Source organism: Lentilactobacillus rapi DSM 19907 = JCM 15042 (assembly GCF_001436255.1).
In the GTDB taxonomy this organism is placed as follows: domain Bacteria; phylum Bacillota; class Bacilli; order Lactobacillales; family Lactobacillaceae; genus Lentilactobacillus; species Lentilactobacillus rapi.
On record NZ_AZEI01000022.1, the window covers coordinates 22283 to 47602 of the forward strand.

Sequence of the window (25320 nt, forward strand, 5' to 3'; positions counted from 1 at the left end):
GTTAAATGGCAAGGATCAGCCGTTTGGCGTAGCTTTTATCACTAGGGTGATCTAAGTGAATGATCATCGATTGAAAATTAATAGATGTCCCGGCGTCAAATCGCCTTTCCCAATCTCAAGATCAGTTTTTTGATTCAGTTGTGTTCATTTCCCGGCGCAAGGCTTCGATTGGAATCTGTCCGGGAGCTGACGCTTGACCAACTGTGGCAAATGATAGGACTGAACCAGTTTGGCGGCCAGATATTCGGGTAATCTTGCCTAGCTCACCCATTGACATGGTAATGATTGGAATCTTAAGACGTTCTGAAGCCGTTCGGGTTGCTTTTAATAACGTTGTAACATCTTCAGGCTTTTGCGGCATCACGGCAATTTTACCAATATCTGCGTGCTGATCCTGCATTTGGGTGAGCCGGTCAACCAGCTCAGCTTCCGCAGGGGTGGCCGTAAAATCATGATTGCTTAAAATCACAACGATATGGTGGTCATGGGCGGATTGAATAAGGGACGCCACCCGATTGGGATCGTGATTCAATTCAATGTCCACCATGTCGGTCAACTGATTTTGAATCAACCAATCATATAATTGAAAGTAGGCATCATCACTAACGGGCTGGTTGCCGCCTTCATGAGTTGTCCGAAAAGTTGTCAGTAAGACGATTTTGCCTAATAGTTTTCTGAGTTTAAGGGCAGTTGCTTGAGTGAGGGAATGATCAGTCAGTGCCGGCTTAAAAAAGTCGAGCCGCCATTCAACGACATCGGGCTTAGCAGCCTTAATGGTTTGGGCCGCGGTTAATACTGCCTGGGCCGTGGTTGCTGTAATTGGAACGGCCAATTGAGTTGTCCCAGTTTGAAAAATTGTTTGTTTAACGGTTACTTTTCCGCTCATGATCTCCGTGTTCCTTCCGTGCCAAATAATTGCGTTTATTTTACCAATTAGTCAGGCGTTGTTCAACGGGGCTGACAAAATTTGGCAAGTTTGCCTTTTAATTAAACACCCCGGTAATCTCCTCGACCAAAGTATTGAAGTCCAGAAAGAAGCGGTCGTTGAATCAAGTTTGGCAAAAGAACAAATGTGTACCCCCGCTTTTTAAGGGTTCTGATAATTTGGGGAACGGCAGCAACCGAAGTTGGGTGAATATCGTGCATTAAGATGATCGAACCGTTGTGGGTGGTTGCCAGAACGTGGTTGACGGTCTTTGGGGTATTCAGGTAAGCCCAGTCTCGTGAGTCGACGGACCACTGAATAATTGGCCGGTCAAATAAATTGCCGACTCGGGAGTTGATTGCACCATAAGGCGGGCGAACGTATTGGGGCAGCGTGCCAGTCGCTTTATAAATTGCTGCATCGGTTAAGGCAATCTGATGGAGAGCACTGGTACTGTTCAGATTAGTCAATTGGGGATGATTCCAAGAGTGGTTGCCAAGTTGGTCCCCATATTTGAGAACCAGCCGACTGGTGCTGGGGTACTTCATCACACTACTCCCGACTTCAAAGAAGGTTGCATGGACGTTATAGTGCTTCAAAATCTTCAGCAATTTTGGCGTCAACGTTGGATCCGGGCCGTCATCAAAGGTTAATGAAACGACCTTTTTAGGGGTTTTAGGTTTCACATAATCATATTGCTTGGGCATGTAACGGTTCAAAATAATCCCAGTAAGCTTATTCAACGGGATGGCTACGCGGCTGACGTTGTAAGCATTTTTGACCAAATGAATGGTTAAATGCGTCTGGCTTAACGTAAAGTTGTGAGCGGTGAGTCGCTTAGGCAGTGGGAGATAAACCAATTGTTGAACCTGTTTGCCAGTCAATTTGTGATCTTCCGCTAGTTGAGAACGCGTGAGCTGACGAATTGTGCCCATTCGATGAAGATTATTGTTGGTGATATCACCAAAAGTTAATGGTTTGCTGGAAACTGCAGAAACGGATTGAACTGATTGTAAATTAAATGCAAATACTGAAGCTGCAGCAATTCCAAGCGTGATGAGTAACGATTTTTTAAACAAAGTGATCACTCCCTCAAGTGTGTCGATAATGTATCAATCTCTTACAAAACCATTCTGGCATTGACGGAAATGTAAGTCAATTAAACAATTAATTAAAATGAGAAAACGATTAGGGTTGACGAATAATTTCTAATATGTTTTAATGACTATAACTTAAAAAGAGAGGAATTAATGTGATGACAAAGCTAACTCAGACTGTAAATGCCTATTATTTTGACTATGCCTACTTTAGATAGCGTCCGCTTAGATGCGGACGCAAAATGCGCGTTCGCGTCAAGTGGTGCAAAGTCAAAAGCTTTGTTGTGGCCCGCTAGACGCATCAGTCTAGCTGGGTAAGTTACCATTCTTCTACGAGTTTAGTAAACCAGCTGGATAATTATCTAGCTGGTTTTTCTTTTTCTCAAGAAAATATGAGGTGAGCATATGGAAAATCGTGTGAATGGATCAACAATGGATGCACCTAAAGAAATTAAATGTGCCAGAGAACAAATCAATCAGTTGGATGATTCGATTGTGAGGTTATTGACCCAACGGTTTCAGACTGCTGCGTTAATTGGTCAAATTAAGAAACAAGATGATCTCCAAGTTTTGGATCGCAATCGGGAAGCTGAAGTCCTCAACCGAGTCAGAACCGTTAGTCCAGATCCGCAGACCACCGATTATATTGCGGCTGTTTACGAAGCAATTTTAAAAAATTCCAGAGATTACCAGCATCACTTGATTGAAGGCAACTAAACCGAAATTGTAAAGGAGCACAACTTATGAACTATTTAACTGCAGGAGAATCTCATGGGCCGCAATTAACTGGAATCCTTGAAGGCATTCCATCGGGGCTCCACCTTAATATTGACGAAATTAATGCCCAACTTAAAAAACGCCAAGGTGGTTATGGCCGGGGCAACCGGCAGCAAATTGAACACGATCAGGTAACGGTGGTTGGCGGTGTTCGCCACGGCATCACCTTGGGATCCCCCATCGCGCTGGTTGTGAACAATCGCGACCATGCCCATTGGAATGAAATTATGGATCCAGTGAGCCCTGAAACCGCTGAAAACACTTTACGAAAAGTTGAACGGCCACGACCGGGACATGCCGATTTGGTGGGGGGGATGAAATATCGTCACCGTGACCTTAGAAATGTATTGGAACGTTCGTCGGCAAGAGAGACGGCGATTCGAGTAGCGATTGGGGCCATTTGCAAGCAGCTTTTAGAGCAATTGGGGATTAAGATTGCCGGCTATGTCGAACAAATTGGGCCAGTTGCGACGGCTGGCAACCCAGAACTCGATGTGGCCAAAATTGAAGCTGAGGTTGAGCAAAACGACCTGCGGATTATTGATCAATCAAAAGTGGACCAAATTCACGATCTGATTGACCAAACCAAAAAAGCCGGTGATACGCTTGGTGGCATCATCAGAGTTGTTGCCACCAATGTACCAGCTGGCTTAGGCAGTTATGTAAGTTGGGATACCAAATTAGATGCCAAACTTGCTGCAGCTGTGATGGGCGTAAATGCCATGAAGGGTGTTGAAATCGGTGATGGTTTCAAGGCTGCCACCCATATGGGAAGCCAAGTCATGGATGAAATTGACTGGGATAAGCAGGATGGCTTTTTCCGGAATTCCGATCACCTCGGCGGCTTTGAAGGCGGGATGACAAATGGCATGCCGATTATTGTTAAGGCCGCGATGAAGCCAATTCCAACGCTATATAAGCCCCTTCAAAGTGTTGACGTTGAAACTAAGGAAGTTAAGAAGGCCAGCGTCGAACGTTCTGACACGACGGCCATTGTGCCGGCATCCATTGTCATTGAAAGTGTCGTGGCAATTGAACTGGCCAAAGCAATTACCGATAAATTTGACGGTGACAATCTTCAGCGGCTGCAGGAGCAATTAGCCGCATACAAAGCAGAAATAGAAAACTTCTAGGAGGGCGACGATGAAACAATTACAAGCAAAACCAAGCAACGGCCTTCGAGGAGAGTTGACGGTTCCCGGGGACAAAAGTATTTCTCATCGGGGGATCATGTTCGGCGCTATCAGTGAAGGGCAAACAACTTTGCACCATTTCTTGACCGCGCAGGATTGCTTGTCGACCCTGAAAGCATTTCAACAACTGGGGGTGCCGATTAAGCGGGATGGCCAAACGGTTGTGATCGATGGGGTCGGCCTGCATGGCTTAAAACAACCCAGTCACCCGCTTGATATGGGGAATTCTGGGACAACCACCCGACTAATCATGGGCTTGTTGGCCGGTCAACAATTCGATACCACCTTAGTTGGGGATGCATCGCTCTCTAAACGGCCGATGAAGCGGGTAAGTGAACCCCTAGCAGAAATGGGTGCGGTGATTGAAACAACCGACGGCCATTTACCGGTCATGATCCATGGTGAACAACTCCATGCAGGGGATTATCATTTGAAAGTTGCCAGCGCTCAAGTGAAGAGCGCATTGATTCTGGCGGCGCTTCAAGCCGATAAAGCATCGATCTTTGTTGAGAAGCAGCCAACCAGAAATCACACTGAGATTATGCTGAAAGCATTTGGTGCCAAAATTGATTGTGAGCCGGACAACGTTACGTTAACCGTTCACCCAGACCCAAAATTGACTGGGATCACCCTGAATGTTCCCGGAGATATGTCGTCAGCCGCATTTTTCGTGGCGGCAGGGAGCTTGGTTCCCAATTCTGAAATCAAACTATTGAACGTGGGGACAAACGAAACGCGAACCGGGTTGATATCAATTTTGAAGCGGATGGGTGGCAAAATCCATTTCTCAAATGAACAATCTCAGGGTGAATCGACTGCAGATCTTACTGTCAACAGTGCCAGCTTAACGCCAATTGAAATTGGGGCCAAAGACATTCCTGCAGTAATCGACGAACTACCATTGGTGGCCTTGCTGGCAGCTAAGGCAGATGGGGTCAGTAAAATTACCGGGGCCGGTGAACTTCGGGTAAAAGAAACTGACCGAATTGCCGTCATTGTTGAGGAATTTAAGAAGCTTGGAATTGCGATTCAAGAGTTGCCGGATGGCTTTATCATTGATGGCACCAAGCCTTGGCATGTCAATAATCCCCACCTAAGTAGCCATGGTGACCATCGAATCGGTATGGTGATGGCGATTGCGGCCTTGTTGGTTGATGAGCCACTCACTTTGGATGGTGCTGATAGTATCAATATTTCCTATCCAGAATTTTTTGATGACTTAGCAACGCTACTTTGATTTGAGAGGTGAGTCCAGATGAAAACGATTGTCGTGAGTGGCTTGGGTCTAATCGGCAGTTCGATTGCCAGAATCATGCGACAAGCCGATCAAACCGTTGAAATTATTGGGTGTGATCCGGATGACGGGACGGCGCAGTTTTTGTTAACCAAACACATCATTGACCGCCGGTTGTCCTTTTCTAAGGCGGCCCCGATGGCAGATTTAATTGTATTAGCAGGGCCGGTTTCCGTTATTGTGAATCAAATCCGCGAGTTGTCGACGATGCCGCTAAAAGATCACGTCTTAATTACAGATGTCGGCAGCTCAAAAGTTGAAATTATGACAGCAGCCAAGCCATTAATCGCTAACCAGATTGCGTTTGTAGGTGGGCACCCGATGGCGGGCTCTCATCAGTCAGGTGGTCAGGCAGGCCGGCCAGACTTGTTTGCAGGCGCGATTTACTTTTTGGTTTCCGGTTCGCAAACCAATGCCCAACTCATCGAATTTAAACGGTTAATGGCCCCTGCCAAGGTTCGTTGGCTGGAGATTGGCGCTTCTGAACATGATAAATTAGTCAGTGAGGTCAGCCACGTTCCCCATGTTGTGGCGACAACGCTGGTCAATACGATTGCTGAGAGCTTGGCTCATAATCCTGTCGGACTGAAAGCCGCTGCTGGGGGATTCAAAGATACCACCAGAATTGCGGCATCCGATCCAACAATGTGGACGGCAATCATGTTGAGCAATCGGGATGCCATCACTGAAGAAATTGACGACTTTAAGGATCAGCTCACCCAACTGCAAACCGCAATCAGAAACGGCGATGAGCAAACCATTTTTCAGACATTTACAAAGGCTAAGAAGATTAGGGAATCCCTCGATAACTAAGGAGAACGCTTATGAAAGCAATACTGGTAGGCTTTATGGGAAGTGGCAAAACAACCGTTGGCAATTTGCTCGCCAAAAAATTAAAAACACCCTATCATGATTTGGATGATGTGATTGTCGAGATGGCAGGAAAGTCCATTCAACAAATTTTCGAAGAGAGTGGTGAAATGGCGTTTCGCCAGCTGGAACATGAAGCACTCATTCAATCACTAGATCAAGAAGGAGTTTTAGGGACAGGTGGCGGAACGCCCATTCAAGATATGAATTTTGAGTTGCTCCAAAACACCAAAGTACCGGTTATCCTGTTGGATGTGCTCCCTGAAACGATTATGGAACGGTTGCGGGATGATACCGGTCGCCCCCTTGCTCAGGAACTGGGATTAACTGGTTTGGTCACCCTTAAAAGTGAACGGGATGAGCGTTATGAACAAGTGAGTGACTTTCGAATTGCCACTGATGACCTGAAGCCAACTGAAGTGGTTGAAGCAATTAGTCGCAAATTATTTGTCAATCAATAAATGGAGGAATCTGCATGATTGATGGTCATACAAAATTATTTGGATTATTGGCCCACCCGGCCGCCCACAGTTTATCGCCGCTGATTCATAATACCAGCTTCAAAGTGACTGGCATTAATGGCGCTTATTTGGCATTTGATGTGCCCGGAGAAGGCTTGAAGGCAAGTTTGGCTGCAATGCGGGCAATGAAGATTGGCGGCTTTAATTTGTCGATGCCGTTAAAAACGGATGTGATTCCACTACTTGATGAGATTACCCCACGGGCTGAACGGCTTCAAGCGGTCAATACGGTCGTAAACCGGAGTGGCAAATTGATCGGGGATAGTACCGACGGCCAGGGATTTGTTGATGCTTTAAAGCAACAGGAGGTTAACCTCGACGGCAAAACGGTTACGATCTTTGGTGCTGGGGGTGCCGGCCGGGCGATTATTGCTGCCGTCATTGATGCCGGAGCAGCTAAGATTAATGTCTTTAAACGACGGAACGCCACCTTCATGAGCGTTAAGCAGCAATTAGAAAATTGGTCGGACGTTGTTGAAGTGATTGACTATGATGATGAAACGGCAATGATCCAAGCTGTTGACAGTAGTCAGGTAATTGCCAATTCTACCAATGTTGGGATGGCCAAAAATGATGAGCTGCCCGTCAGCCAATCAGTCATTGACCACTTTGGTCCGCAGCATGTGGTAGTTGACGTGATTTATTTCCCATTAACGACACCGTTTGTGCAAGCTGCTAAAGAACAGGGCAGCCGTACATATAATGGGATCGGGATGTTGGTTCATCAAGCCGCTGGGTCTTTCTTGGAATGGACGGGGCAAAAAATGCCTGTTGAGGCTGTCATCTCGGCGGTAAATCAAGAAATTGCAGCGCGCCAACGTCCTTGATCTTAATGAAATACTTTGATTTTAGTCTAATAGATTCAAATTGGCCCAATTGATTAATTCCAGATCAAATTATCCATTGTCCCAGTTTATGATTTTCTCACTCCCTCAAAAGTTGTAGTATAGATAAGGTGAACTTAAAAGAGGGGGGAACGGCATTGTCGAAACGAGATATCATGATCGTTACCTGTGCATTATTACTGTCCAACGCAATGGGTGGATTGGATAACACGATCATTAATACCGCATTACCAGCAATTATTTCCGATCTTCATGGAATTGAATTAATTGGTTGGATTGTGGCTGTTTTTCTGCTTGGAACGGCAGTTAGCACGCCACTTTGGAGTAAGTTGGGTGAGCACGTTGGTAACAAGCGGAGTTATCAATTAGCTGCTTCACTTTTTGTTTTGGGATCCTTTTTACAAGGAATGTCGCCCAATATTATTTTCCTCATTGTTGCCCGAACCGTTATGGGAATCGGGAACGGTGGGATGATTTCTCTGCCATATATTATTTATGCCCGGATGTACAAGAATCCTCGTAAACGGATGCAGGTACTGGGATTTGTTTCTGCCAGTTACAGCATGGCGACCATTATTGGCCCGCTAGTCGGTGGGTACATTGTTGATACCTTTAGTTGGCATTGGGTCTTTTATTTAAACGTCCCAATTGGGCTCATTTCAATTGTGCTGGTTCAAGTTTATTATCGTTTGAGCAAATTACCCAAACCAAACGGCCGGGTGGACTATGTTGGGGCAACCCTCATGACTATCGGCTTGGTCGGTTTACTGGCTGGGATTGAAATGATTGGAGCCGCTGATGGGATGATTGTGTCAGCCATTATCTTGGTGTCATTTGTGATTCTTGGAGTCATGTTCCGAGTTGAATTGCGAGTAGAAGATCCAATTATTCCGAGTCGATTGTTCAAAAACTTACCGTTGATGATTGATTTTGTTCTCTTTACGTTGATCTGGGGGGCCTTTATTGGATTCTTGATATACAGTCCAATGTGGGCCCAGGGATTGCTGGGAACTTCCGCCCTAATTGGTGGGGCCACCCAGATTCCGGGATCTGTGACGGATTTTCTGGGTTCTGGCTCCGTGGCTCCAATGAGAAAATATTTGTCTCCCCAAAAAGTCATCGCAGTTGGGATTATCATGTTGGTGATCACGTTTGCGATGATGGTCTTTGCGGGGGTTAAGGCGCCTTACTGGGTCTTATTAGTTGCCGGAGCCTTCGAAGGATTTGGTAACGGCGCTTGCTTCAACGAGTTGCAGATCAAAGTCCAGCAAGACGCTGATCGGGTCGATGTGCCGATTGCGACTTCGTTTAGTTTCTTGATTCGGATGTTGGCCCAGGCTTTCATGGCTTCAATCTTTGGCCTGGTTCTTAATAATGCCCTGCGAGCCGGTGTTTTGCACTCTGGTGGCACAGTTACAATGAAAATGCTCAACGAATTAAGTGATGCATCAAGTATTGGCTCACTGCCTCACCATTTAATTCCCCAGATGCGGATAATCCTATACAATGGATTACATAACATCATGATCCTGTCATTGGTTTTGATGCTGATTTCATGGGGGATTAGCATTTGGGCCCAGCGATTGGAGAAGCAGCGAATGCTCAGAACGGGAATGAGTCATTAAATGACACCAATCTTATATTGACAAAACTTGCGATAAACGGCTGATCTCCGCCATTTAAGCCAAAAAAGTAATGCATTCCAAAATCTGGATGCATTACTTTTTTGACTTTAATTTTTGGGATCAAATTGCCTTTCCCAATCTATTTTTGAGTTAATGATTGATCCTTAAAAGTATCTAATGAAACATTAGCGGTTGCCAACTCGTTCTTACTGTTGGTTGATTCGGCTTTGAAACTGACCTTATCGCCTTCAGAAATGAATTGGTAGATTGGCTTGAAGTTCTTAGCAGAGGTATCCAACTTGTAAACCTGGTTGCTATTCTTCATGATAAACAGCAAGCTGTCGTCAGTATGGACGATTCGATTGATCGTGCCACTGATTGTCTTGCCAGTTGGCGCACTGACAGCCACACCTGTTTTAGCTTCAAGTCGCTGATTGAACAACGCCAACGTGCTTTGAGCATCGTCACCAATTGCATAGGTGCCGCTCTGGTTATTGCCGTCTGCAAGCAGATAAACAAATTTCATGAATGAGTTATTATCCCGGTCCAACATTGATACGACCCAGGTAGGCTTGCCATTAATCCGATAAAGCAGCGGCAAAGTCCCACGATAGTTCTGAGGATTAATATCCTGTTGCGCATAGGAAATAGCTCGCTCAGGCGTCATGACGTTTCCGTGTTCCCGGTAATAATGAAGGGTGTTGGTACGCGCATCAACGAAGGTATAACCCAGAATTGAACTCTGGTGTTCATTGACACTGGTCATCCCAGTGAAGTAATAAACTCGGCCCTTGTAGGCATAAGGTGTCAACTTGTCGCCGCCTTCAGTACCAGCTTGGGTTGGCTTCATAACGCCACTATGACCACCAAAACTCGTTGCGTTCCAGAAACCATGCCGGTACTTACCAAACATTGAAACTTCGTGAGTCACAAATTCTGGCGCAACGGCGATATCAATAAACTTCGGCACTTTGTTTGGCGAGTAAACGTTCACCTTACCGGTAATGGTGTTCAAAACGGCCACTTTGTAATGTTTATAGTCATAGTTTCGGTTAAGGTAGGAAAGTGGTTTGGCCAGTGTCCGGACGTAATATGGCGTTCCATGGTTATCAATTTCCAATTGCGACGTTGAGCCAACCATTGAGTAACCCAAACTGTGGGCGTTGATCCGCCGATCGGCATCCCGGTTAAAGTAGGCACTTGGGGTGTATCGCATTGGTTTGGCAACAAATTTTGGATCAGCGTTCTTATCTGTAGCGTCGGTTCTAAAGTAGCCAGGAACTTTCAAATAGTGAATATAACGCCAGAAGCCACCTGAAAATTCAACTGGGGCAACATAAACCATTTTGCCACGGTACATTTGAACCCGCATGTGGTTCAGATCATATACGTTAGAATTCTTGAAACTATTCAATGAGTTGTTCATATCAGTCGAAACAGTTTGGGGGGCGTTCACAACCGGAGTTTCGCTGCTATTTTTAATGACCGGCATAGGAGCACTCTTGGTGTCGTCGTTCATGTCGACTTTGATCGAATTAACGGCTGGTTGTGGATTCATCGTGGTTATCAATGAAGAAACACTACCTAGAATAATGAAGACAATCACAGCCAAAATGACGGCCAGAGCAGCTTTGCCAACCCAACCAAAAGCCCCAGTGAAACGCTGGATCAGTTGGCCGACAAAACCATTACCAGCTGCCTCGCTTCGTTTGGCAACCGCATCTGGGGAATAAACAAATCGCTTGAGGACGGCGACAACAATGAAGCCGCCAATGAGCCACATCAACCAATTGTCGATCATTGCCGGATAAGCGAGGTCCGGTAAGCTGAAGTAGGTGTTAATATAACTAACGATAAACAGGGCAATCACGACTAAAATCCCGTAAAGTCGGCCCCGGCGGTTCGCAATAACCAAGAACCAGATAAATGGCAATAATAAACCTGATAGCTTGACTAAAGTGATCAACGCAAAATAACTAAGCATTCAATCTTTCTCCTCTCAACATCTTACTTAATGGGTTAAGCCCATTATACATGAGTTAAAGCCCAATACCTAAACTATTACAAAATGCCATCAACCTGTCGGCACCATAATATGACAAATGCGTTTGAGCCGAGATGGGTGCCGACAACCGGCCCGATTTGGCCAATTTGGAAACTATCGTTTGGATATTTGGACTTCATCTCTGCTGCCCAAGCTTGAATTGCAGCCAAATTGTGAGTTCCAGTAAGCATGACATGAAGCGGGTAATCAGCTGCTTGCGCCTTTTTGGCAAAGGCAGCTTCAATCGTTCGTCGGGCTTTTTTAAGGGTTCTAATTTTTCCGATTGCTTCTATCTGATAGTTCTCATTAAGTGTCAGGATTGGTTTGATTCGCAACAAACCGCCAGCAAATGCCGCGGCGTTGGTAAGCCGACCACCCGTCACAAGATTTTTCAGGTCATCGACAACGAAGTACTCGTCAATTGTTTGGCGAATGGCGTTCAAGCGGTGGATGATCTCAATGACGTCGGCCCCTTTATTTGCAAGTGCTGAAGCGTAACGGACTAAATAACCAAGTGGTTCAACAGTAATGTGAGAATCGTATACATAAACCTTAGCTTTCGTATATCCGCGAACCGCCATCGTTAAATTATTGACGAATCCAGTAATGCCACTGGTCAGGTGAATACTTAAAATCTGATCGTAACCCTGGTCTACCAAGGCGTCATAGACGTTTAGCATCTCTTGAAGAGTAGGTGGAGCCGTGGTTGGCAACTGTTTAACCAACGCGAGTTCTTGATAGAATTGATCATTGGTGATGTCCACACCTTCGTGATAAAGATGTCCATTGAGCGTCACAGTGATTGGGACAACCGTGACATTGCCCATTTTGTGGACGATTTCGTGGGACAGGCTGGCAGTACTATCGGTCACAATCGCAATTTTGCTCATAAATTCGCCTTCATTTCAACAGTAAATAACAGATGAATTATAACATATATTGCGGCAGGGCATTGATGTTATTCACTCATCCAGCCGAGATTGGCCAAACAATAAATGAATAAGAGTTATCATTCTGTTAAAATAATTTATTACATTAGAATTTTCTTCATAATGGCTATTGACATGGTGCTGTTATGATGTTTTAATTATAACAATTTCATTTTTATCATTATTATCTCATTATTTTATCATATTAGAAATCGAGGTTTTGTGTATGGAAGCATCAGCAGAGAAGCCAGCCGAAAAGTTGACCGTTAAAGATTATGTTTATTTGGTTTCAGCGGGCGTTTTAAACGCCGTTTTGGTTATGTTAGGGATTGGATTGTTAACCCAAACTATTGCCAACTTTGTTAATTGGCCACAATTACATCAAGTTGGTGCAATCGCACAGTGGTTGCTGGCTCCGGCATTTGGCGCAGCGGTCGCCTCACAGTTAAAGACAAATACTTTGGTATTATTTAGTTCAATGATTTCCGCAACTGTGGGTGCTAACGCTGTTTACTTCATTTCTTCGGGCGTTCACGCCGCTACGGCTACTGGCAATCAGATGGCGCAAGTTGCAGGTGCCGGCGTATTTACAACCGGTCAGCCAATTAGTGCTGTGGCAGCCGGATTAATCGCTGCTTTGGTTGGCAAATATTTAAGCGGGAAAACCCCACTTGATATGATGCTTGTTCCGTTAAGCGCTACGCTGGTTGGTTCAATCGCCGGCCTTGGTCTGGCAAGTGTGACGACCCCTGCACTCAACTGGTTAAGTGCCTTTATTGCACAGTCAATGCAAATCAATCCATTGGTTGGTTCAATGTGTGTTGCCTTGGCATGGTCAATCTTCTTGATGACACCGGCATCTTCGGCAGCCTTGGCCGTCGCAGTTATGCTTGATCCATTATCATCTGGGGCTGCCTTAATCGGGACGACTGCTCAGTTCGTTGGTTTCACCGTCATTTCATGGCGCCAAAACAACTTGGGAGCTAACATCGCTCAAGGGGTTATCACTCCCAAGGTTCAATTCCCTAACCTATTGGCAAATCCGCGATTGGCAATTCCATCAATGCTATCAGCCATCGTTGCCGCTCCAATTGCCACATTATTCTTTGGCTTTAAAGTACCATACACATTGGGTGGCTTAGGCCTTAATTCATTCATTGCACCACTTAATTTGGCATCAACCAGCATGAACATGTTTGTTGCTTACCTAATTATGGGAATTGTTGTGCCAGCAGCTATCTCAGTCGTTTCATATCGTTTGCTGCTCGGCCTTCACTGGGTCAAGGATCAACAACTTCATCTTGAAATTGTTTAATGATTGATTGAATCTATTTGAGAGGTTGGGACCAAAAGCGATTTGATCCCCGAATTTAAGTGAAAAAAGGAATGCATTCTGAATTGTGGAATGCATTCCTTTTTTGCCATTCTATTGATCTTCAATAATGAAGGATTAATCTTTGCCGTTGAGCTCTCTGACTTGGTCAATTAATTTGAGGAAATCATTGGCCGCTGCCCGATAATCTTCGATCTTATCGCCGTATTTTTCATTAAAGCCTTCAAGCCCCCCAGCTACGAAGGCGTATTCGTAATCGTAAACTTTTTCATAGGCTGCTGCGAATGCAGCCAACAAGTCGTGGTGGCTACCATCCAATTGGAGTGCCATCTCAACCACCCGAAAATCGGTGTATGCTAACTCAAATTGAATTGCCCAAGCTCGCATAAAATCGTGTTGGGCCTCAATGTGGGCAAAGTGGTGCTGCGTGTTCCAAGTGAGTCGATCCAATGATTTCTTAACATCTAACATGTAAATTCCTCCCCTTAACAATGCACTCATTGATTATTATTCAGATGAGTTGCTTAAGACCTAGGTCAAAACAAAATAAATAATTCTCAAAGCTCACTTATATTCAACAGCTTTTGAGAATGAAGCGCAAATAAAACGACTTTATTTTCATTAGGAATAAGTATAAAGTCATGATTTTCCTGGTTAATGGCTCATATTTATTATAGTGATTGCATTTGTAGCCAAATCAACTAGTATATTAGGGCAGGAAAATGAAAATTATTACCAAAAATCATTGTATTGTGTTTCACAAGCAATGAGCTTATAATTCACGCATAAGTTGTAATTCAGTTCACAAGATGACACGGAGGTTATTTAGAGTGAGTAAAAAAGTTGCGTTGATTACTGGTGCCGGTCAAGGAATTGGTGAGGCAATTGCCCACCGTTTATCCGATGACGGCTTCGCGGTTGCCCTTGCTGGCCGCCATTTAGACAAGGTCCAAAAGGTTGCTGACGACATCAACAATAATGGTGGTGAAGCTTTAGCAATTAAAGCTGATGTATCAAATCGGGATCAAGTTTTTGCGGCTGTTGAAGAAGCCAGTGACAAATTTGGCGACTTCAACGTGATCGTTAATAACGCTGGCCTTGGTCCAACAACACCAATTGATACCATTACACCAGATGATTTTGAATGGGTTTATAAAGTTAACGTTGGTGGTGTCCTCTGGGGAACTCAGGCTGCTCATCAGGCATTCAAGAAGTTCGGCCATGGCGGCAAAATTATCAATGCCACTTCACAAGCCGGCGTTGTTGGCAATCCTAACTTAGCTTTATACGTTGGGACTAAGTTTGCGATTCGTGGCATTACGCAAACGACAGCCCGTGACTTGGCTGAAGAAGGAATTACGGCTAACGCCTTTGCACCTGGAATTGTTAAGACACCCATGATGTTTGATATTGCCCACAAGGTTGGTCAAAACGCCGGTAAGAGTGATGAATGGGGCATGCAAACCTTCGCCAAGGATATTGCGATGAAACGCTTGTCAGAACCATCAGACGTCGCTGCAGCCGTCTCATTCTTAGCTGGAAAAGACTCAAATTACGTCACTGGCCAAACGTTAATTGTAGATGGCGGGATGCAATTTCAGTAGAAAAGAGTGCGGAACCAAGCGGTTAAGGACTGGAGCATAAGCCACCTTGGCCAGAAATCCTGGTTTTTGATTTTGGCTGAGGTGACTTATGTGCAAGTCCTTGCTTGGTGGAGCACATTTCGGCAATGAAACAGAAAAAAATTTCCAAATTTCCAATTACACCCTCTCAAAATAAATCAATTCAACTAACAACAACCCAAAATGGAGGATACACACATGACTAACAAAGTTGCTTTAATTACAGGTGCCGGTCAAGGAATTGGTGAAGGAATTGCACGTCAGCTCGCTAAGGATGGCTTTGATGTTGCTTTATCCGGTCGTCATTTGGACAAGGTTCAACGTGTAGCAGACGACATCAATCAAGATGGTGGCAATGCCATCGCGATTCAATCAGATGTTCAATATAAGGATCAAGTTTTTGACTCAGTAAAGCAAACGGTTGCCAAGTTTGGCCAAATGGATGTATTCGTGAACAATGCTGGAATTGCCCACGTTGCTCAAATCTGCAACACCACTGAAGAAGATTTAGACAAGTTGCTTGATATCAATGTTAAGGGAACTTTCTTCGGCATCCAAGCTGCTGCAGCTCAATTTAAGAAGCAGGGCACTCCAGGTAAGATTATCAATGCTTCATCAATCGCTGGTCATGAAGGCTTCGAATTACTTGGTGACTACTCAGCAACCAAGTTTGCTATCCGTGGTTTGACCCAAGCGGCAGCTAAGGAATTGGCCCGCGACCAAATCACAGTTAACGCCTACTGCCCAGGAATCGTTTTGACACCAATGTGGGATCAAATCGACGAAGAAATGGGTCAAGTAAACCACGTTGCCAAGGGTGAATCACTCAAGGAATATCTTAAGGGAATCGCATTAGGCCGTGGGGAGGAACCACAAGATGTGGCCAACTTAGTATCATTCTTGGCAAGCGAAAAGGCCAATTATATTACGGGTCAAGCTATCATGGTTGATGGCGGAATTAAGTACGTTTAAAGAAGTGAGCGGAGCAAAGCGGTTAGAAGCTGGAGCCTAAGCACCTTCTCCAGAAATCCCCGATTTTGGGATTTTTGGAGAAGGTGCTTAGGTGCAAGCTTCTGCTTTGAGCAGCTGTCCTAAAGAAAAAGTGAGCGGATCCAGGTGGTTAGCAACCGGAGCGTAAGTCTCCTTCTCCAGAAATCCCCGGTTTTGGGATTTTTGGAGAAGGTGCTTAGGTGGAAGTTTCTGCTTTGAGCAGCTGTCCTACGCAATATCGACGACAACGTCAGCTCATTAAAAATCGTTTAAATCAAAGTCAAAAAGCTTCCCAAGCAGACCAAACGTCTGGTTGGGAAGCTTTTTGTGGCTCTAGGCTAAAGCCTGCTTTGAATTGTGTTGATTACTTTATGAGTTGTGGTTGAAAGATTCCTAAAACCGTATCCTGAGCTGTAAAGACAGGTACTTGATGACTCAGTGCTTTTGCGACTAACTGCTTTTCATCGGCGGTTTCATCCTCTGATGATAGGACAAAGGCAATATCGTCCGGCCACTCCATGTTTTGCTTGTAAGCTTGAACTTCAAAGCCAGCACTCTTTAACTTGCTGGCGACATGGTCGTCGTTAGCATCAAATCCGGAAATCAAGACAATTCCGTGAAGGTCATTGGTATCAATGTGATAGCTATCAAACAAGGCATTGTGCATGGCGGCTTGTAGTGTGTCACCACTGCCGATATCTTCACCGGTTGATTTCATTTCTGGACTCAATGCTGTCGGCGCACCAGGTAATTTAGCAAATGAGAACACTGGCGCTTTAACGTAGACTTTTGTTGGTTCTGGGTACAGACCTGGAGTTAAACCAAGATCTGTGAGCGACTTGCCAAGAATCAATTGCGTTGCTAATTGAGCCAAGTGCATCTTGGTAATCTTGCTCATGAATGGAACAGTTCGAGATGCCCGTGGGTTCACTTCGATGACATAAACCGTGTCATTGGCAGCGATAAATTGGATGTTCATCATGCCGACCGCGTGAACCTGCTTACCAATCTTAGTGGCAATTGAGACAATCTTATCTTTGGTTTCGTCGGATAAATGCTGTGGTGGGTACATGGCAATTGAATCCCCTGAGTGAATGCCGGAACCTTCCAAGTGTTCCATAATTCCAGGGACAAAGACATCCTGACCATCACTCAAAATATCAACTTCGCATTCAGTCCCGTGAATGTATTGATCAATTAGAAGTGGTTCACCATGGCTGGCCTTTAAAGCAGGAATGAGGTATTCGTTTAGCTCATCTTCATCATGAACGACTGCCATGCCCTTGCCACCCAAAACGAAACTTGGACGGACAAGTACTGGGAAGCCGAGGTTATTGGCAATCTCTTGCGCCTCTGGGGCAGTGGTAGCTGTATCGCCCTTAGGATGTTCAATGTTTTGATTGATCAGCAGATCTTCAAATTCATGACGATCTTCAGTCTGTTCGATGCCGTGAAGTGAGGTTCCTAAGATTGAAACGCCGTGTTGAGTGAGAGCCTCAGTCAAGTTAATGGCAGTTTGACCACCAAATTCAACGATGACGCCGATTGGATTCTCCAAGTTGATTACGTTCATCACACTGTCGATATCCAATGGTTCAAAGTAGAGCTTGTCTGAAATGGAGAAATCAGTTGAAACAGTTTCTGGATTGTTATTGATAATAATTGCATTGTAGCCAGCTGCTTGAATTGCCTTGACACAGTGAACAGTTGCATAGTCGAACTCAACGCCTTGGCCAATTCGGATGGGACCGGCGCCGATCACAACGATGCTGTTGCCGAGGGCTTTGCTCTCATTCTCGTTACCAACTGTACTGTAGTAGTAAGGAGTTGTACTCTCGAACTCGGCGGCACAAGTATCGACCATTTTGTAAACCAAGTGTTGATCTTCCATTTTATCAAGCTTCGTTAATTCTTGATCGGTCACTGGTCGAACTGCGTTGATCATGGTGTTATTGAAACCAAGCTTGCGAGCATCAAGGACTAAGTCGGCACTGAGCAGGCCGTCAGAAAGCTTTTGCTGCATTTTGATGATGTTTTCTAGTTTGGATAAGAAGTACATATCAATTTGAGTTGAACGGTTGATTTGCTGGATCGTCGCACCTTTACCAATCGCTGCAAACAGTTCAAACAATCTGTAATCAGTGGGTGTCTTAATTTTTTCAAGCAAGTCACCCATGGATAATTTCTTGGTGTAATCAGGAATCAAGTCAACTTGGGCCTGTTTATCTAATTCAAGGGATTGGACAGCTTTAAGAAGTGATTCTTCGATGTTGCTGCCAATTGCCATAACCTCACCGGTTGCTTTCATTTGAGTTCCCAGTTTGCGATCCGCGTTTGTGAATTTATCAAAGGCAAAGCGGGGAATCTTAGCAACCACGTAGTCTAAAGCAGGTTCAAACATTGCAAATGTGGTTTGCGTTATTGGGTTGACAATTTCATCCAAATTGAGACCAACCGCAATCTTAGCTGCGATCTTGGCGATTGGGTAGCCGGTTGCCTTGGAAGCTAAAGCTGATGAACGACTTACTCGAGGGTTAACTTCAATGACGTAGTAATTCTCACTGTAAGGATCTTGGGCAAGCTGAACGTTACAGCCGCCTTCAATCTTTAAGGCGTTAACAATTGTCAGCGAAGCATCCCGTAATCGTTGATATTCTTTGTCGGATAAAGTTTGCGTTGGGGCAAACACAATTGAATCACCGGTGTGCACACCAACTGGATCGAAGTTTTCCATTCCAGTGACAATAATGGAGCTGCCATGATGATCGCGCATGACTTCGAATTCAATTTCTTTATAACCAGCAATACTCTTTTCTACCAGGCACTCTGTCGATGGTGACATGGTTAAACCACGATTTAAAATAGTGGTCATTTCATCGTCATTATGCGCAATTCCGCCACCAGTTCCGCCCAAAGTATACGCAGGTCGAATGATAACCGGGTATTCGATTTGGTGTGCGAACTTGATTCCGGTTTCCAAATCGTAAACTGTCTTTGATGCGGGAATTGGTTGGTGAAGTTCTTCCATCAGATCTTTGAATTGTTCTCGATCCTCAGCTTGGTTAATGGTCTTCAAGCTGGTTCCCAACAATTCAATGTTGAGCTTATCCAAGATACCGTCTTTGCTCAATTCAACGGCTAAATTCAATCCGGTTTGACCACCTAGGGTTGGGAGGATGGCATCAGGATGCTCTTTGTTGAGAATTTTCTTTAAGCTTGGAACAGTCAGTGGCTCCAAGTATACTTTGTCGGCAATTTCATCATCGGTCATGATCGTGGCAGGGTTGGAGTTCACTAAAATGACTTCATAGCCTTCTTCACGTAAGCTTAAGCAAGCTTGACTGCCGGCATAATCGAATTCTGCGGCTTGTCCAATTACAATTGGGCCCGAGCCGATGATGACAATTTTGTTGATATCTGTTCGTTTTGGCATTAGTGAACCTCCTCGTTAGTATGCATTAATTCAATAAAGTGATCAAAAAGCTTCGTGGCATCGTGTGGCCCAGGAGCTGCTTCTGGATGGTACTGAACCGAGAAGATTGGCCGGCCAGGATAGCGCAAGCCTTCAACCGTTTTATCGTTAACTTCCAAGGCAGTCACTTTAAGCGGGGTTGATTTGACGGAGTCAGCATCAACTGCATAACCATGGTTTTGGGAAGTAATGAAGATGTCACCTGTTTCGAGATTCTTGACTGGATGATTAATGCCACGATGGCCAAACGTCATTTTGTAAGTTTTGGCGCCGTTTGCCAACGCTAATAATTGATGACCCAGACAAATGCCGAAGATTGGGAAATTAGCTTGGAGTTTTTCAATGACTGGCAGAAAGTTCGAATAGTCTTGGGGATCACCAGGGCCATTTGATAAGAGGATGCCGGTTGGGTGAAGTTCTGAAATATCTTCATAGGTGGAGTCTGGTGTCACAACTGTCACATCAATTCCTGGACGTTGCATTGACCTGACGATGTTATCTTTAACACCGAAGTCAACAACCACAACGTGATCGTTTTCTTTGTCGCCTGAAGTGGAGAGTGAAGCCATTTTGATGACTGATGCCTGATGATCATTTGCGGTCTTTTGAGCGTCAATTGGGAAATTCGTTAAGCTGGCTTTCATCGTTCCATATTGGCGAATGATTTTTGTTAGCTGCCGTGTATCAATACCGCTGATTGCGGGGATCTTTGATTGTTTTAAGTAGGCGTCTAGTGAAATGACGCTTTGGTAATGGAATACTTGGTCAGTCATCTCTTTCATGACAACCGCTGCTGCTTCAACTTTGTCCGATTGATTAGTCCCCAGTGAAATGCCATAGTTACCGATCAACGGATAAGTGAACGTGATGATTTGATTTTTGTACGATGGGTCGGTTAATGTTTCTTGGTAGCCGGTCATGCTGGTGGTAAAGACCAGTTCGCCGTCAATCTCACCTGCTAAATCGCCACAGGCCGTTCCGACAAAGACATCCCCATTTTCAAGTGTTAAATATTTTTTCATGTCCGAACCTCCTCAATTCTGCTAACATCTATGTGATACAAGCGGCTAACGCTTTTGATGTATAAAGATAGGAGCTTTTTTAGTAAATGTCAAGTCAATTTATGCATTATTTGCCGATATTTGGATTTTTATGTACATTTTAAAAACGATATGTATATTTATTACTAATTGAAAGATCCCCTCAAACGAAGCCAGTATAGATAAGATGAACGTCATTATTTGAATCTTGTTTCATTTTGGATAAATAATCATTTTCAAAAATATTTTTTCAAAATGCCTTGTTTTTTTTCTGAAAATAGCATATGATTCAGATAACAAAAAAAGAACCTTTAATTTTAACCCCGTGAGGTTAATAAGGAATCGGTGAACCTAAGACTATCTTGGGAATTGCTAAACCTCTTTACCCTGCGGCGGTAGAGGGGATTTTTTTATGCAGATAATATGATGACGATTTAATTGTTCCCGTGAGAGCAAAACGTCCTAAAAATGTGATTCCACTACACAAAAGGAGCGCTTTGCGAACATGGCAAGGCGCTTTTATTTGTTTTAGGACAGCTCCTCCAAGCAGGGATCTGCATGTAAGCACCTTGAAGAAAAATTCCAAAATCAGGAATTTCCCTTCAAGGAGACTTACACTCCGATCCCTAACCGCTTGGATCCGCTCACTTATTTTTAGGAGGAATCTAACAATGATGCAAATTACGAAGCCAGTTAGTTTTGAGAACGTTGTAAGCATGGAAGATCTTTCAGCCCAAGATGTTTTATCATTCATCCACGAAGCCTCAGATTTTAAGGCAGGTAAGCAAATTGAATTAAAGCGACCAACCTATGCCGCAAACCTATTTTTTGAAAGCAGCACCAGAACACATACCAGCTTTGAAATGGCTGAACGCAAATTAGGATTACAAGTGGTTAACTTCGACCCCTCAAACAGTTCACTTAACAAAGGTGAATCAATGGGTGATACGATCAAGACATTCCAAGCAATTGGCGTTGACGTGATGGCCATTCGGGATCGTAAGAACGAATACTACAAGGATTTGATTGCGGATCCTAACATCCACGTTGGAATTGCCAATGGCGGTGACGGTTCTGGTCAACATCCTTCACAATCCTTACTTGACATGATGACCATTTATGAAGAGTTTGGCCACTTTGAAGGCTTAAAAGTTGCCATCGTTGGTGATTTGACCCACTCACGAGTTGCCCGTTCCAACATGGAAGTTTTGACAATGCTTGGTGCTCACGTCTACTTTGGCGGACCCAAGAAATGGTACACCGAAGAATTTGCTAAATATGGTGACTGGATGCCAATTGATGACTTAGTTTCCCAAATGGACGTTATGATGTTCCTCCGGGTTCAACACGAACGGATTACTGACGATGAAAATGGTACCTTCTCTGCAGAAAAGTATCACGCAATGTATGGTTTGACTGAAGAACGTGAACAAATGATGCCAGAACATTCAATTATCATGCATCCAGCTCCAGTTAACCGTGGCGTAGAAATTGCCGATTCATTGGTTGAATGTGACAAATCCCGGATCTTCCCTCAAATGGCTAACGGTGTTTTTGTCCGCATGGCGATCATGACCAGCATGCTTCGTTACCGAGGACTTGTAAAAGAAGAATATTAATTTCAGCGAGGAGAGTTCAAACTGATGAAACGCGTGATTGCGAACGGTCGGATTTTAGAAAATGGTCAACTGATTAATCGAGACATTCTGATTGAGGATGGGGTCGTTAAAAAAATTGCTTCTACAATAGGAAGTGATAGTGTTGATGATGTCATTGATGCCCAGAACAACTTTGTCAGTTCGGGCTTAGTCGATGTTCATGTCCACTATCGCCAGCCGGGCCAGAAGCAAAAAGAAACGATTAAGACTGGTAGCATGGCTGCTGCTCATGGTGGCTTTACAACCGTTGGCGCAATGCCAAACTTAACCCCAGCCCCTGACAGTCCTGAAAATCTCAACAATGTGATCAAGTTGAATCAAAAAGATGGCGTGGTTCACATCAAGCAATATGCGACGATCACTACCAATCGCGGCGGTGATGAATTAGTTGATTTTCCTGCGTTGAAAAAAGCCGGGGCCTTTGCCTTTAGTAACGACGGTAACGGCATTCAAAAGAGCAGTACGATGTACGAATCCATGCAACAGGCAGCTAAATTGGACATGGCGATTGTTGAACATGTTCAAGATGATGCCCTTACATATGGCGGTGTCTTAAACGGTGGGGCTGCCAAACGGCTTGGCTTAAAAGAGATGCCCTGGGTAAGTGAAACTGCTCAAGCAGCGCGAGATATCATTTTAGCAGAAGCAACTGGCGTTCATTACCACATTTGCCACGCTTCTTCAAAGCACACGGTTAATATTATTCGGGCTGCCAAGAAAGCTGGTATTCATGTAACGGCTGAGGTCACTCCTCATCACCTATTGTTATCTGATGAAGATATTAAGACGGATGATCCTTATTACAAAATGAATCCGCCATTGCGTGGTGAAGATGATCGACAGGCTTTGATTCAAGGCTTGTTAGATGGCACCATTGATATGATTGCCACCGATCATGCGCCGCACACAAAGGAAGATAAAGCTGGCTCAATTGCCACTGCTTCCTTTGGGATTACTGGGAGTGAAACTGCCTTTAACATGCTGTATACGAAATTTGTTAAGACGGGGATCTTCACCCTGGCTCAACTCATTAATTGGATGGCAGAAAAGCCTGCCTCAGTCTTTAAGCTGACTGATGCTGGAAGGTTGGAAGTTGGTCAACCGGCTGATATTGCAATTTTTGACTTGGATGATCCCCACAAACTTGAAGCAAGTGAGTACCTTTCAAAAGGAATTAATACGCCATTTACCGGCGAAACCGTTTATGGCCAGACAGTTATGACCTTGGTTGATGGCAAGGTTGTTTATAAGAAGTAATTTAATCCTAAACAGATTGGGACAATCGGCGTTTTGATCCCAAAATTTAACGAAAATGATCAATTATTCTTGATTTTGGAATAGTTGGTCATTTTTTTATGGCCGGGATCAGCCGTTTGGCGCAAGTTTTATCAATATCAGAAGGGAAAGCCAAGTTGCATTTATAAACAATTTACCGACTAATCTTAGACTATTTGTAGTTAACGGCCACCACCTAGCTATTGAGCTGTTGCTGAATTATAATGCTAACTATGGAGGTAGCTAATGACAAGGAATCTAAAGCGTTGTGCCTGGGCCAATACTGACAACCAGTTAATGCAGCAATATCACGACCAAGAGTGGGGCCGCCCCAACCACGACAGCCGTCATTTATTTGAATTGCTATCCTTGGAGATTATGCAGGCCGGATTAAGTTGGCAGACGGTTTTGAATAAGCGGCAGGCGTTTAAGCAAGCCTTCCACGACTTTGACTATCGACAGGTTCAAGGGATGGAAAGTGAACTGCCGAGCTTAATGAAAAATGCCGCTATCATTCGCAACCGGCGCAAATTGATCGCCACTATTAATAACGCCAAAGTCATTAATGAGCTGGCCAATTCAGGGACCACCTTTGATCGCTACATGTGGCAATTTGTTGCTGATAAGCCAATTCAGCATCATTATCAATCACATGAACAAATTCCGGCAACGACTGATTTAGCCAAACAAATCAGCAAGCAAATGAAGAAAGACGGCTTTTCGTTTACTGGTCCGGTCATTATCTATTCATTTATGCAAGCAGTTGGGATGGTCAATGATCATGAAGTGGACTGTTTTGCTTACCAAGAAATTGCAGAAGATTAACCAAACAAAAACAGCGTTCTTAATCATGGTTGAAATGGTTAAAGAACGTTGTTTTTTTATAAATGTTAGAAATCAATTGTTCAAAAACGTTTAAAGTATGGGGCTTATTTCAGAAATAGTTGATAATATCCAACTGCCGATACCGCCTGGGCCGTATTCACTTTACCAGTCCTGATCCACTCCACGACTTGGGTTAAGGGGACTAGTTCGCTATTGACAAATTCGTCTTTGTCGAAATGCTTTTGAACCCGATCAGCCGGGTCAAAATCAATGAGCATGAGGTCGGCGAATTGGTCCATGAAACCTTCAGATGAGGTGATGCGAGTCATCTTCGTAACGGATTGAGCTACGTACCCAGTCTCCTCATGCAATTCCCGTTTGGCAGCCTGCTCAGCGGTTTCACCAGGATTGACGATCCCAGCTGGTAGAGAAACGGAATCACTGTTGACGCCAGCTCGGTACTCGCTGGTCATGACAACTTCTTGATCGGCGGTCATTGCTAAGATTGTGATTGTCGGGGATGTTTTAATGAGATCTCGTTCCACCTTCAAGCCGTCTGGGGTTTGAATATGGAGTTGATCAACGGCAAAAACACGACCGGAATAGACATTCTTGCGGTCCAGAATTTTTCCGGGCTGATGCCAAGTTTTAAACATGGATGGGCCTCCTATAAAAAAGTGAGTGGATCCAGGCGGTTAGCAACCGGAGCGTAAGTCTCCTTTGGCGGGAATTCCCGATTCTGGGATTTTTGCCAAAGGTGCTTACGTGCAGGTTGCTGCCTGGAGTAGCTGTCCTAAGAAAAAGTGAGCGGATCAAAGCAGGTTAGAATCTGGAGCCTAAGTTTCCTGCTACAGAAATCCCGGGTTTGGGGATTTTTGTAGCAGGTGCTTAGGTGGAAGTTTCTGCTTTGAGTAGCTGTCCTAAAAAAGTGAGCGGATTAAAGCGGTAGAGATCGGAGTGTAAGTCTCCCCGAACAGAAATTCCG

The 25320-nt window shown here is 44.4% G+C and carries 21 protein-coding genes; 13 read left to right on the forward strand and 8 right to left on the reverse strand.

Features of this window, described 5'->3' with window-relative positions; all coding sequences use genetic code 11:
- Positions 1–121: 121 nt before the first annotated feature.
- Together aroD and FD12_RS03600 are read right to left on the reverse strand one after the other, a co-directional pair.
- Positions 122–886, reverse strand: a complete 765-nt coding sequence (gene aroD, locus FD12_RS03595; RefSeq protein WP_056981710.1) for a type I 3-dehydroquinate dehydratase — start codon at positions 884–886, stop codon at positions 122–124.
- A gap of 101 nt (positions 887–987) precedes the next feature.
- Entirely contained in the window at positions 988–2013 is a 1026-nt protein-coding gene (locus FD12_RS03600; RefSeq protein WP_082622156.1) for a polysaccharide deacetylase family protein, read from the reverse strand.
- A 414-nt stretch (positions 2014–2427) separates the two neighbouring features.
- Between FD12_RS03600 and FD12_RS03605 the strand changes: the two genes are divergently transcribed.
- The 7 genes from FD12_RS03605 to FD12_RS03635 all read left to right on the forward strand — a co-directional run bounded on the left by FD12_RS03605 (position 2428) and on the right by FD12_RS03635 (position 9147).
- Positions 2428–2739 (forward strand): chorismate mutase, encoded by a 312-nt coding sequence (locus FD12_RS03605; protein ID WP_054747859.1) that lies wholly within the window; start codon positions 2428–2430, stop codon positions 2737–2739.
- A 26-nt stretch (positions 2740–2765) separates the two neighbouring features.
- Positions 2766–3932 carry a chorismate synthase gene (gene aroC / locus FD12_RS03610; RefSeq protein WP_056981715.1) on the forward strand — a complete coding sequence of 389 codons (1167 nt, stop codon included), beginning with the start codon at positions 2766–2768 and terminating at the stop codon, positions 3930–3932.
- 10 nt (positions 3933–3942) lie between these two features.
- A complete protein-coding gene (gene aroA, locus FD12_RS03615) occupies positions 3943–5229 on the forward strand; it encodes a 3-phosphoshikimate 1-carboxyvinyltransferase (protein WP_056981717.1) in 1287 nt (428 codons plus the stop codon).
- Between the two features lie 18 nt (positions 5230–5247).
- Entirely contained in the window at positions 5248–6099 is an 852-nt protein-coding gene (locus tag FD12_RS03620) for a prephenate dehydrogenase (protein ID WP_054747857.1), read from the forward strand.
- 11 nt (positions 6100–6110) lie between these two features.
- Entirely contained in the window at positions 6111–6617 is a 507-nt protein-coding gene (locus tag FD12_RS03625; RefSeq protein ID WP_056981719.1) for a shikimate kinase, read from the forward strand.
- Between the two features lie 14 nt (positions 6618–6631).
- The gene (gene aroE, locus FD12_RS03630; RefSeq protein ID WP_054747856.1) at positions 6632–7504 is read left to right on the forward strand and encodes a shikimate dehydrogenase; all 873 of its coding nucleotides are present in this window, start codon (positions 6632–6634) and stop codon (positions 7502–7504) included.
- Between the two features lie 155 nt (positions 7505–7659).
- Entirely contained in the window at positions 7660–9147 is a 1488-nt protein-coding gene (locus FD12_RS03635) for an MFS transporter (RefSeq protein ID WP_186825960.1), read from the forward strand.
- A 139-nt stretch (positions 9148–9286) separates the two neighbouring features.
- Here FD12_RS03635 and FD12_RS03640 read toward each other — a convergent pair whose 3' ends face one another.
- Positions 9287–11131 carry a hypothetical protein gene (locus FD12_RS03640; RefSeq protein ID WP_056981721.1) on the reverse strand — a complete coding sequence of 615 codons (1845 nt, stop codon included), beginning with the start codon at positions 11129–11131 and terminating at the stop codon, positions 9287–9289.
- A 77-nt stretch (positions 11132–11208) separates the two neighbouring features.
- Positions 11209–12081 (reverse strand): DegV family protein, encoded by an 873-nt coding sequence (locus tag FD12_RS03645; RefSeq protein ID WP_056981723.1) that lies wholly within the window; start codon positions 12079–12081, stop codon positions 11209–11211.
- Between the two features lie 265 nt (positions 12082–12346).
- Here FD12_RS03645 and FD12_RS03650 point away from each other — a divergent pair, with 265 nt between their 5' ends.
- Positions 12347–13435, forward strand: coding sequence for a PTS sugar transporter subunit IIC (locus FD12_RS03650; protein ID WP_056981725.1), 1089 nt, complete (start codon positions 12347–12349; stop codon positions 13433–13435).
- 135 nt (positions 13436–13570) lie between these two features.
- Here the strand turns inward: FD12_RS03650 and FD12_RS03655 are convergent, their stop codons facing one another.
- Positions 13571–13924 (reverse strand): hypothetical protein, encoded by a 354-nt coding sequence (locus tag FD12_RS03655; RefSeq protein WP_054747855.1) that lies wholly within the window; start codon positions 13922–13924, stop codon positions 13571–13573.
- 359 nt (positions 13925–14283) lie between these two features.
- Between FD12_RS03655 and FD12_RS03660 the strand changes: the two genes are divergently transcribed.
- Together FD12_RS03660 and FD12_RS03665 are read left to right on the forward strand one after the other, a co-directional pair.
- Positions 14284–15057: a (S)-acetoin forming diacetyl reductase gene (locus tag FD12_RS03660; RefSeq protein ID WP_056981727.1), complete on the forward strand. Its 774-nt coding sequence runs from the start codon at positions 14284–14286 to the stop codon at positions 15055–15057.
- A gap of 216 nt (positions 15058–15273) precedes the next feature.
- Entirely contained in the window at positions 15274–16047 is a 774-nt protein-coding gene (locus tag FD12_RS03665) for an acetoin reductase (protein ID WP_054747854.1), read from the forward strand.
- A 382-nt stretch (positions 16048–16429) separates the two neighbouring features.
- Here the strand turns inward: FD12_RS03665 and carB are convergent, their stop codons facing one another.
- Both carB and FD12_RS03675 read right to left on the reverse strand, forming a co-directional pair.
- The gene (gene carB / locus FD12_RS03670; protein ID WP_056981728.1) at positions 16430–19498 is read right to left on the reverse strand and encodes a carbamoyl-phosphate synthase large subunit; all 3069 of its coding nucleotides are present in this window, start codon (positions 19496–19498) and stop codon (positions 16430–16432) included.
- Entirely contained in the window at positions 19498–20559 is a 1062-nt protein-coding gene (locus FD12_RS03675) for a carbamoyl phosphate synthase small subunit (protein WP_054747853.1), read from the reverse strand. The genes carB and FD12_RS03675 overlap by 1 nt, the downstream gene beginning before the upstream one ends.
- A gap of 689 nt (positions 20560–21248) precedes the next feature.
- On the opposite strand from FD12_RS03675, the gene FD12_RS03680 reads away from it, so the two are divergent.
- From FD12_RS03680 to FD12_RS03690, 3 genes are all read left to right on the forward strand, one after another.
- Positions 21249–22196 carry an aspartate carbamoyltransferase catalytic subunit gene (locus tag FD12_RS03680; protein ID WP_056981731.1) on the forward strand — a complete coding sequence of 316 codons (948 nt, stop codon included), beginning with the start codon at positions 21249–21251 and terminating at the stop codon, positions 22194–22196.
- Between the two features lie 24 nt (positions 22197–22220).
- Positions 22221–23492 (forward strand): dihydroorotase, encoded by a 1272-nt coding sequence (locus FD12_RS03685; protein WP_056981733.1) that lies wholly within the window; start codon positions 22221–22223, stop codon positions 23490–23492.
- Positions 23493–23756: 264 nt separating this feature from the next.
- Entirely contained in the window at positions 23757–24335 is a 579-nt protein-coding gene (locus FD12_RS03690) for a DNA-3-methyladenine glycosylase I (protein ID WP_054747852.1), read from the forward strand.
- A 104-nt stretch (positions 24336–24439) separates the two neighbouring features.
- Here FD12_RS03690 and FD12_RS03695 read toward each other — a convergent pair whose 3' ends face one another.
- On the reverse strand, positions 24440–24991 hold the full coding sequence (locus FD12_RS03695; RefSeq protein ID WP_054747851.1) for an NUDIX hydrolase: 552 nt from the start codon (positions 24989–24991) through the stop codon (positions 24440–24442).
- Positions 24992–25320: the final 329 nt, after the last annotated feature.

What these genes read in the sequence shown, in the direction of transcription:
- aroD (WP_056981710.1), bottom strand. Translation starts at nt 886, where the DNA reads ATGAGCGGAAAAGTAACCGTTAAACAAACAATTTTTCAAACTGGGACA.
- FD12_RS03605 (WP_054747859.1), top strand. Translation starts at nt 2,428, where the DNA reads ATGGAAAATCGTGTGAATGGATCAACAATGGATGCACCTAAAGAAATT.
- aroC (WP_056981715.1), top strand. Translation starts at nt 2,766, where the DNA reads ATGAACTATTTAACTGCAGGAGAATCTCATGGGCCGCAATTAACTGGA.
- aroA (WP_056981717.1), top strand. Translation starts at nt 3,943, where the DNA reads ATGAAACAATTACAAGCAAAACCAAGCAACGGCCTTCGAGGAGAGTTG.
- FD12_RS03620 (WP_054747857.1), top strand. Translation starts at nt 5,248, where the DNA reads ATGAAAACGATTGTCGTGAGTGGCTTGGGTCTAATCGGCAGTTCGATT.
- FD12_RS03625 (WP_056981719.1), top strand. Translation starts at nt 6,111, where the DNA reads ATGAAAGCAATACTGGTAGGCTTTATGGGAAGTGGCAAAACAACCGTT.
- aroE (WP_054747856.1), top strand. Translation starts at nt 6,632, where the DNA reads ATGATTGATGGTCATACAAAATTATTTGGATTATTGGCCCACCCGGCC.
- FD12_RS03640 (WP_056981721.1), bottom strand. Translation starts at nt 11,131, where the DNA reads ATGCTTAGTTATTTTGCGTTGATCACTTTAGTCAAGCTATCAGGTTTA.
- FD12_RS03645 (WP_056981723.1), bottom strand. Translation starts at nt 12,081, where the DNA reads ATGAGCAAAATTGCGATTGTGACCGATAGTACTGCCAGCCTGTCCCAC.
- FD12_RS03650 (WP_056981725.1), top strand. Translation starts at nt 12,347, where the DNA reads ATGGAAGCATCAGCAGAGAAGCCAGCCGAAAAGTTGACCGTTAAAGAT.
- FD12_RS03655 (WP_054747855.1), bottom strand. Translation starts at nt 13,924, where the DNA reads ATGTTAGATGTTAAGAAATCATTGGATCGACTCACTTGGAACACGCAG.
- FD12_RS03665 (WP_054747854.1), top strand. Translation starts at nt 15,274, where the DNA reads ATGACTAACAAAGTTGCTTTAATTACAGGTGCCGGTCAAGGAATTGGT.
- carB (WP_056981728.1), bottom strand. Translation starts at nt 19,498, where the DNA reads ATGCCAAAACGAACAGATATCAACAAAATTGTCATCATCGGCTCGGGC.
- FD12_RS03675 (WP_054747853.1), bottom strand. Translation starts at nt 20,559, where the DNA reads ATGAAAAAATATTTAACACTTGAAAATGGGGATGTCTTTGTCGGAACG.
- FD12_RS03680 (WP_056981731.1), top strand. Translation starts at nt 21,249, where the DNA reads ATGATGCAAATTACGAAGCCAGTTAGTTTTGAGAACGTTGTAAGCATG.
- FD12_RS03685 (WP_056981733.1), top strand. Translation starts at nt 22,221, where the DNA reads ATGAAACGCGTGATTGCGAACGGTCGGATTTTAGAAAATGGTCAACTG.
- FD12_RS03690 (WP_054747852.1), top strand. Translation starts at nt 23,757, where the DNA reads ATGACAAGGAATCTAAAGCGTTGTGCCTGGGCCAATACTGACAACCAG.
- FD12_RS03695 (WP_054747851.1), bottom strand. Translation starts at nt 24,991, where the DNA reads ATGTTTAAAACTTGGCATCAGCCCGGAAAAATTCTGGACCGCAAGAAT.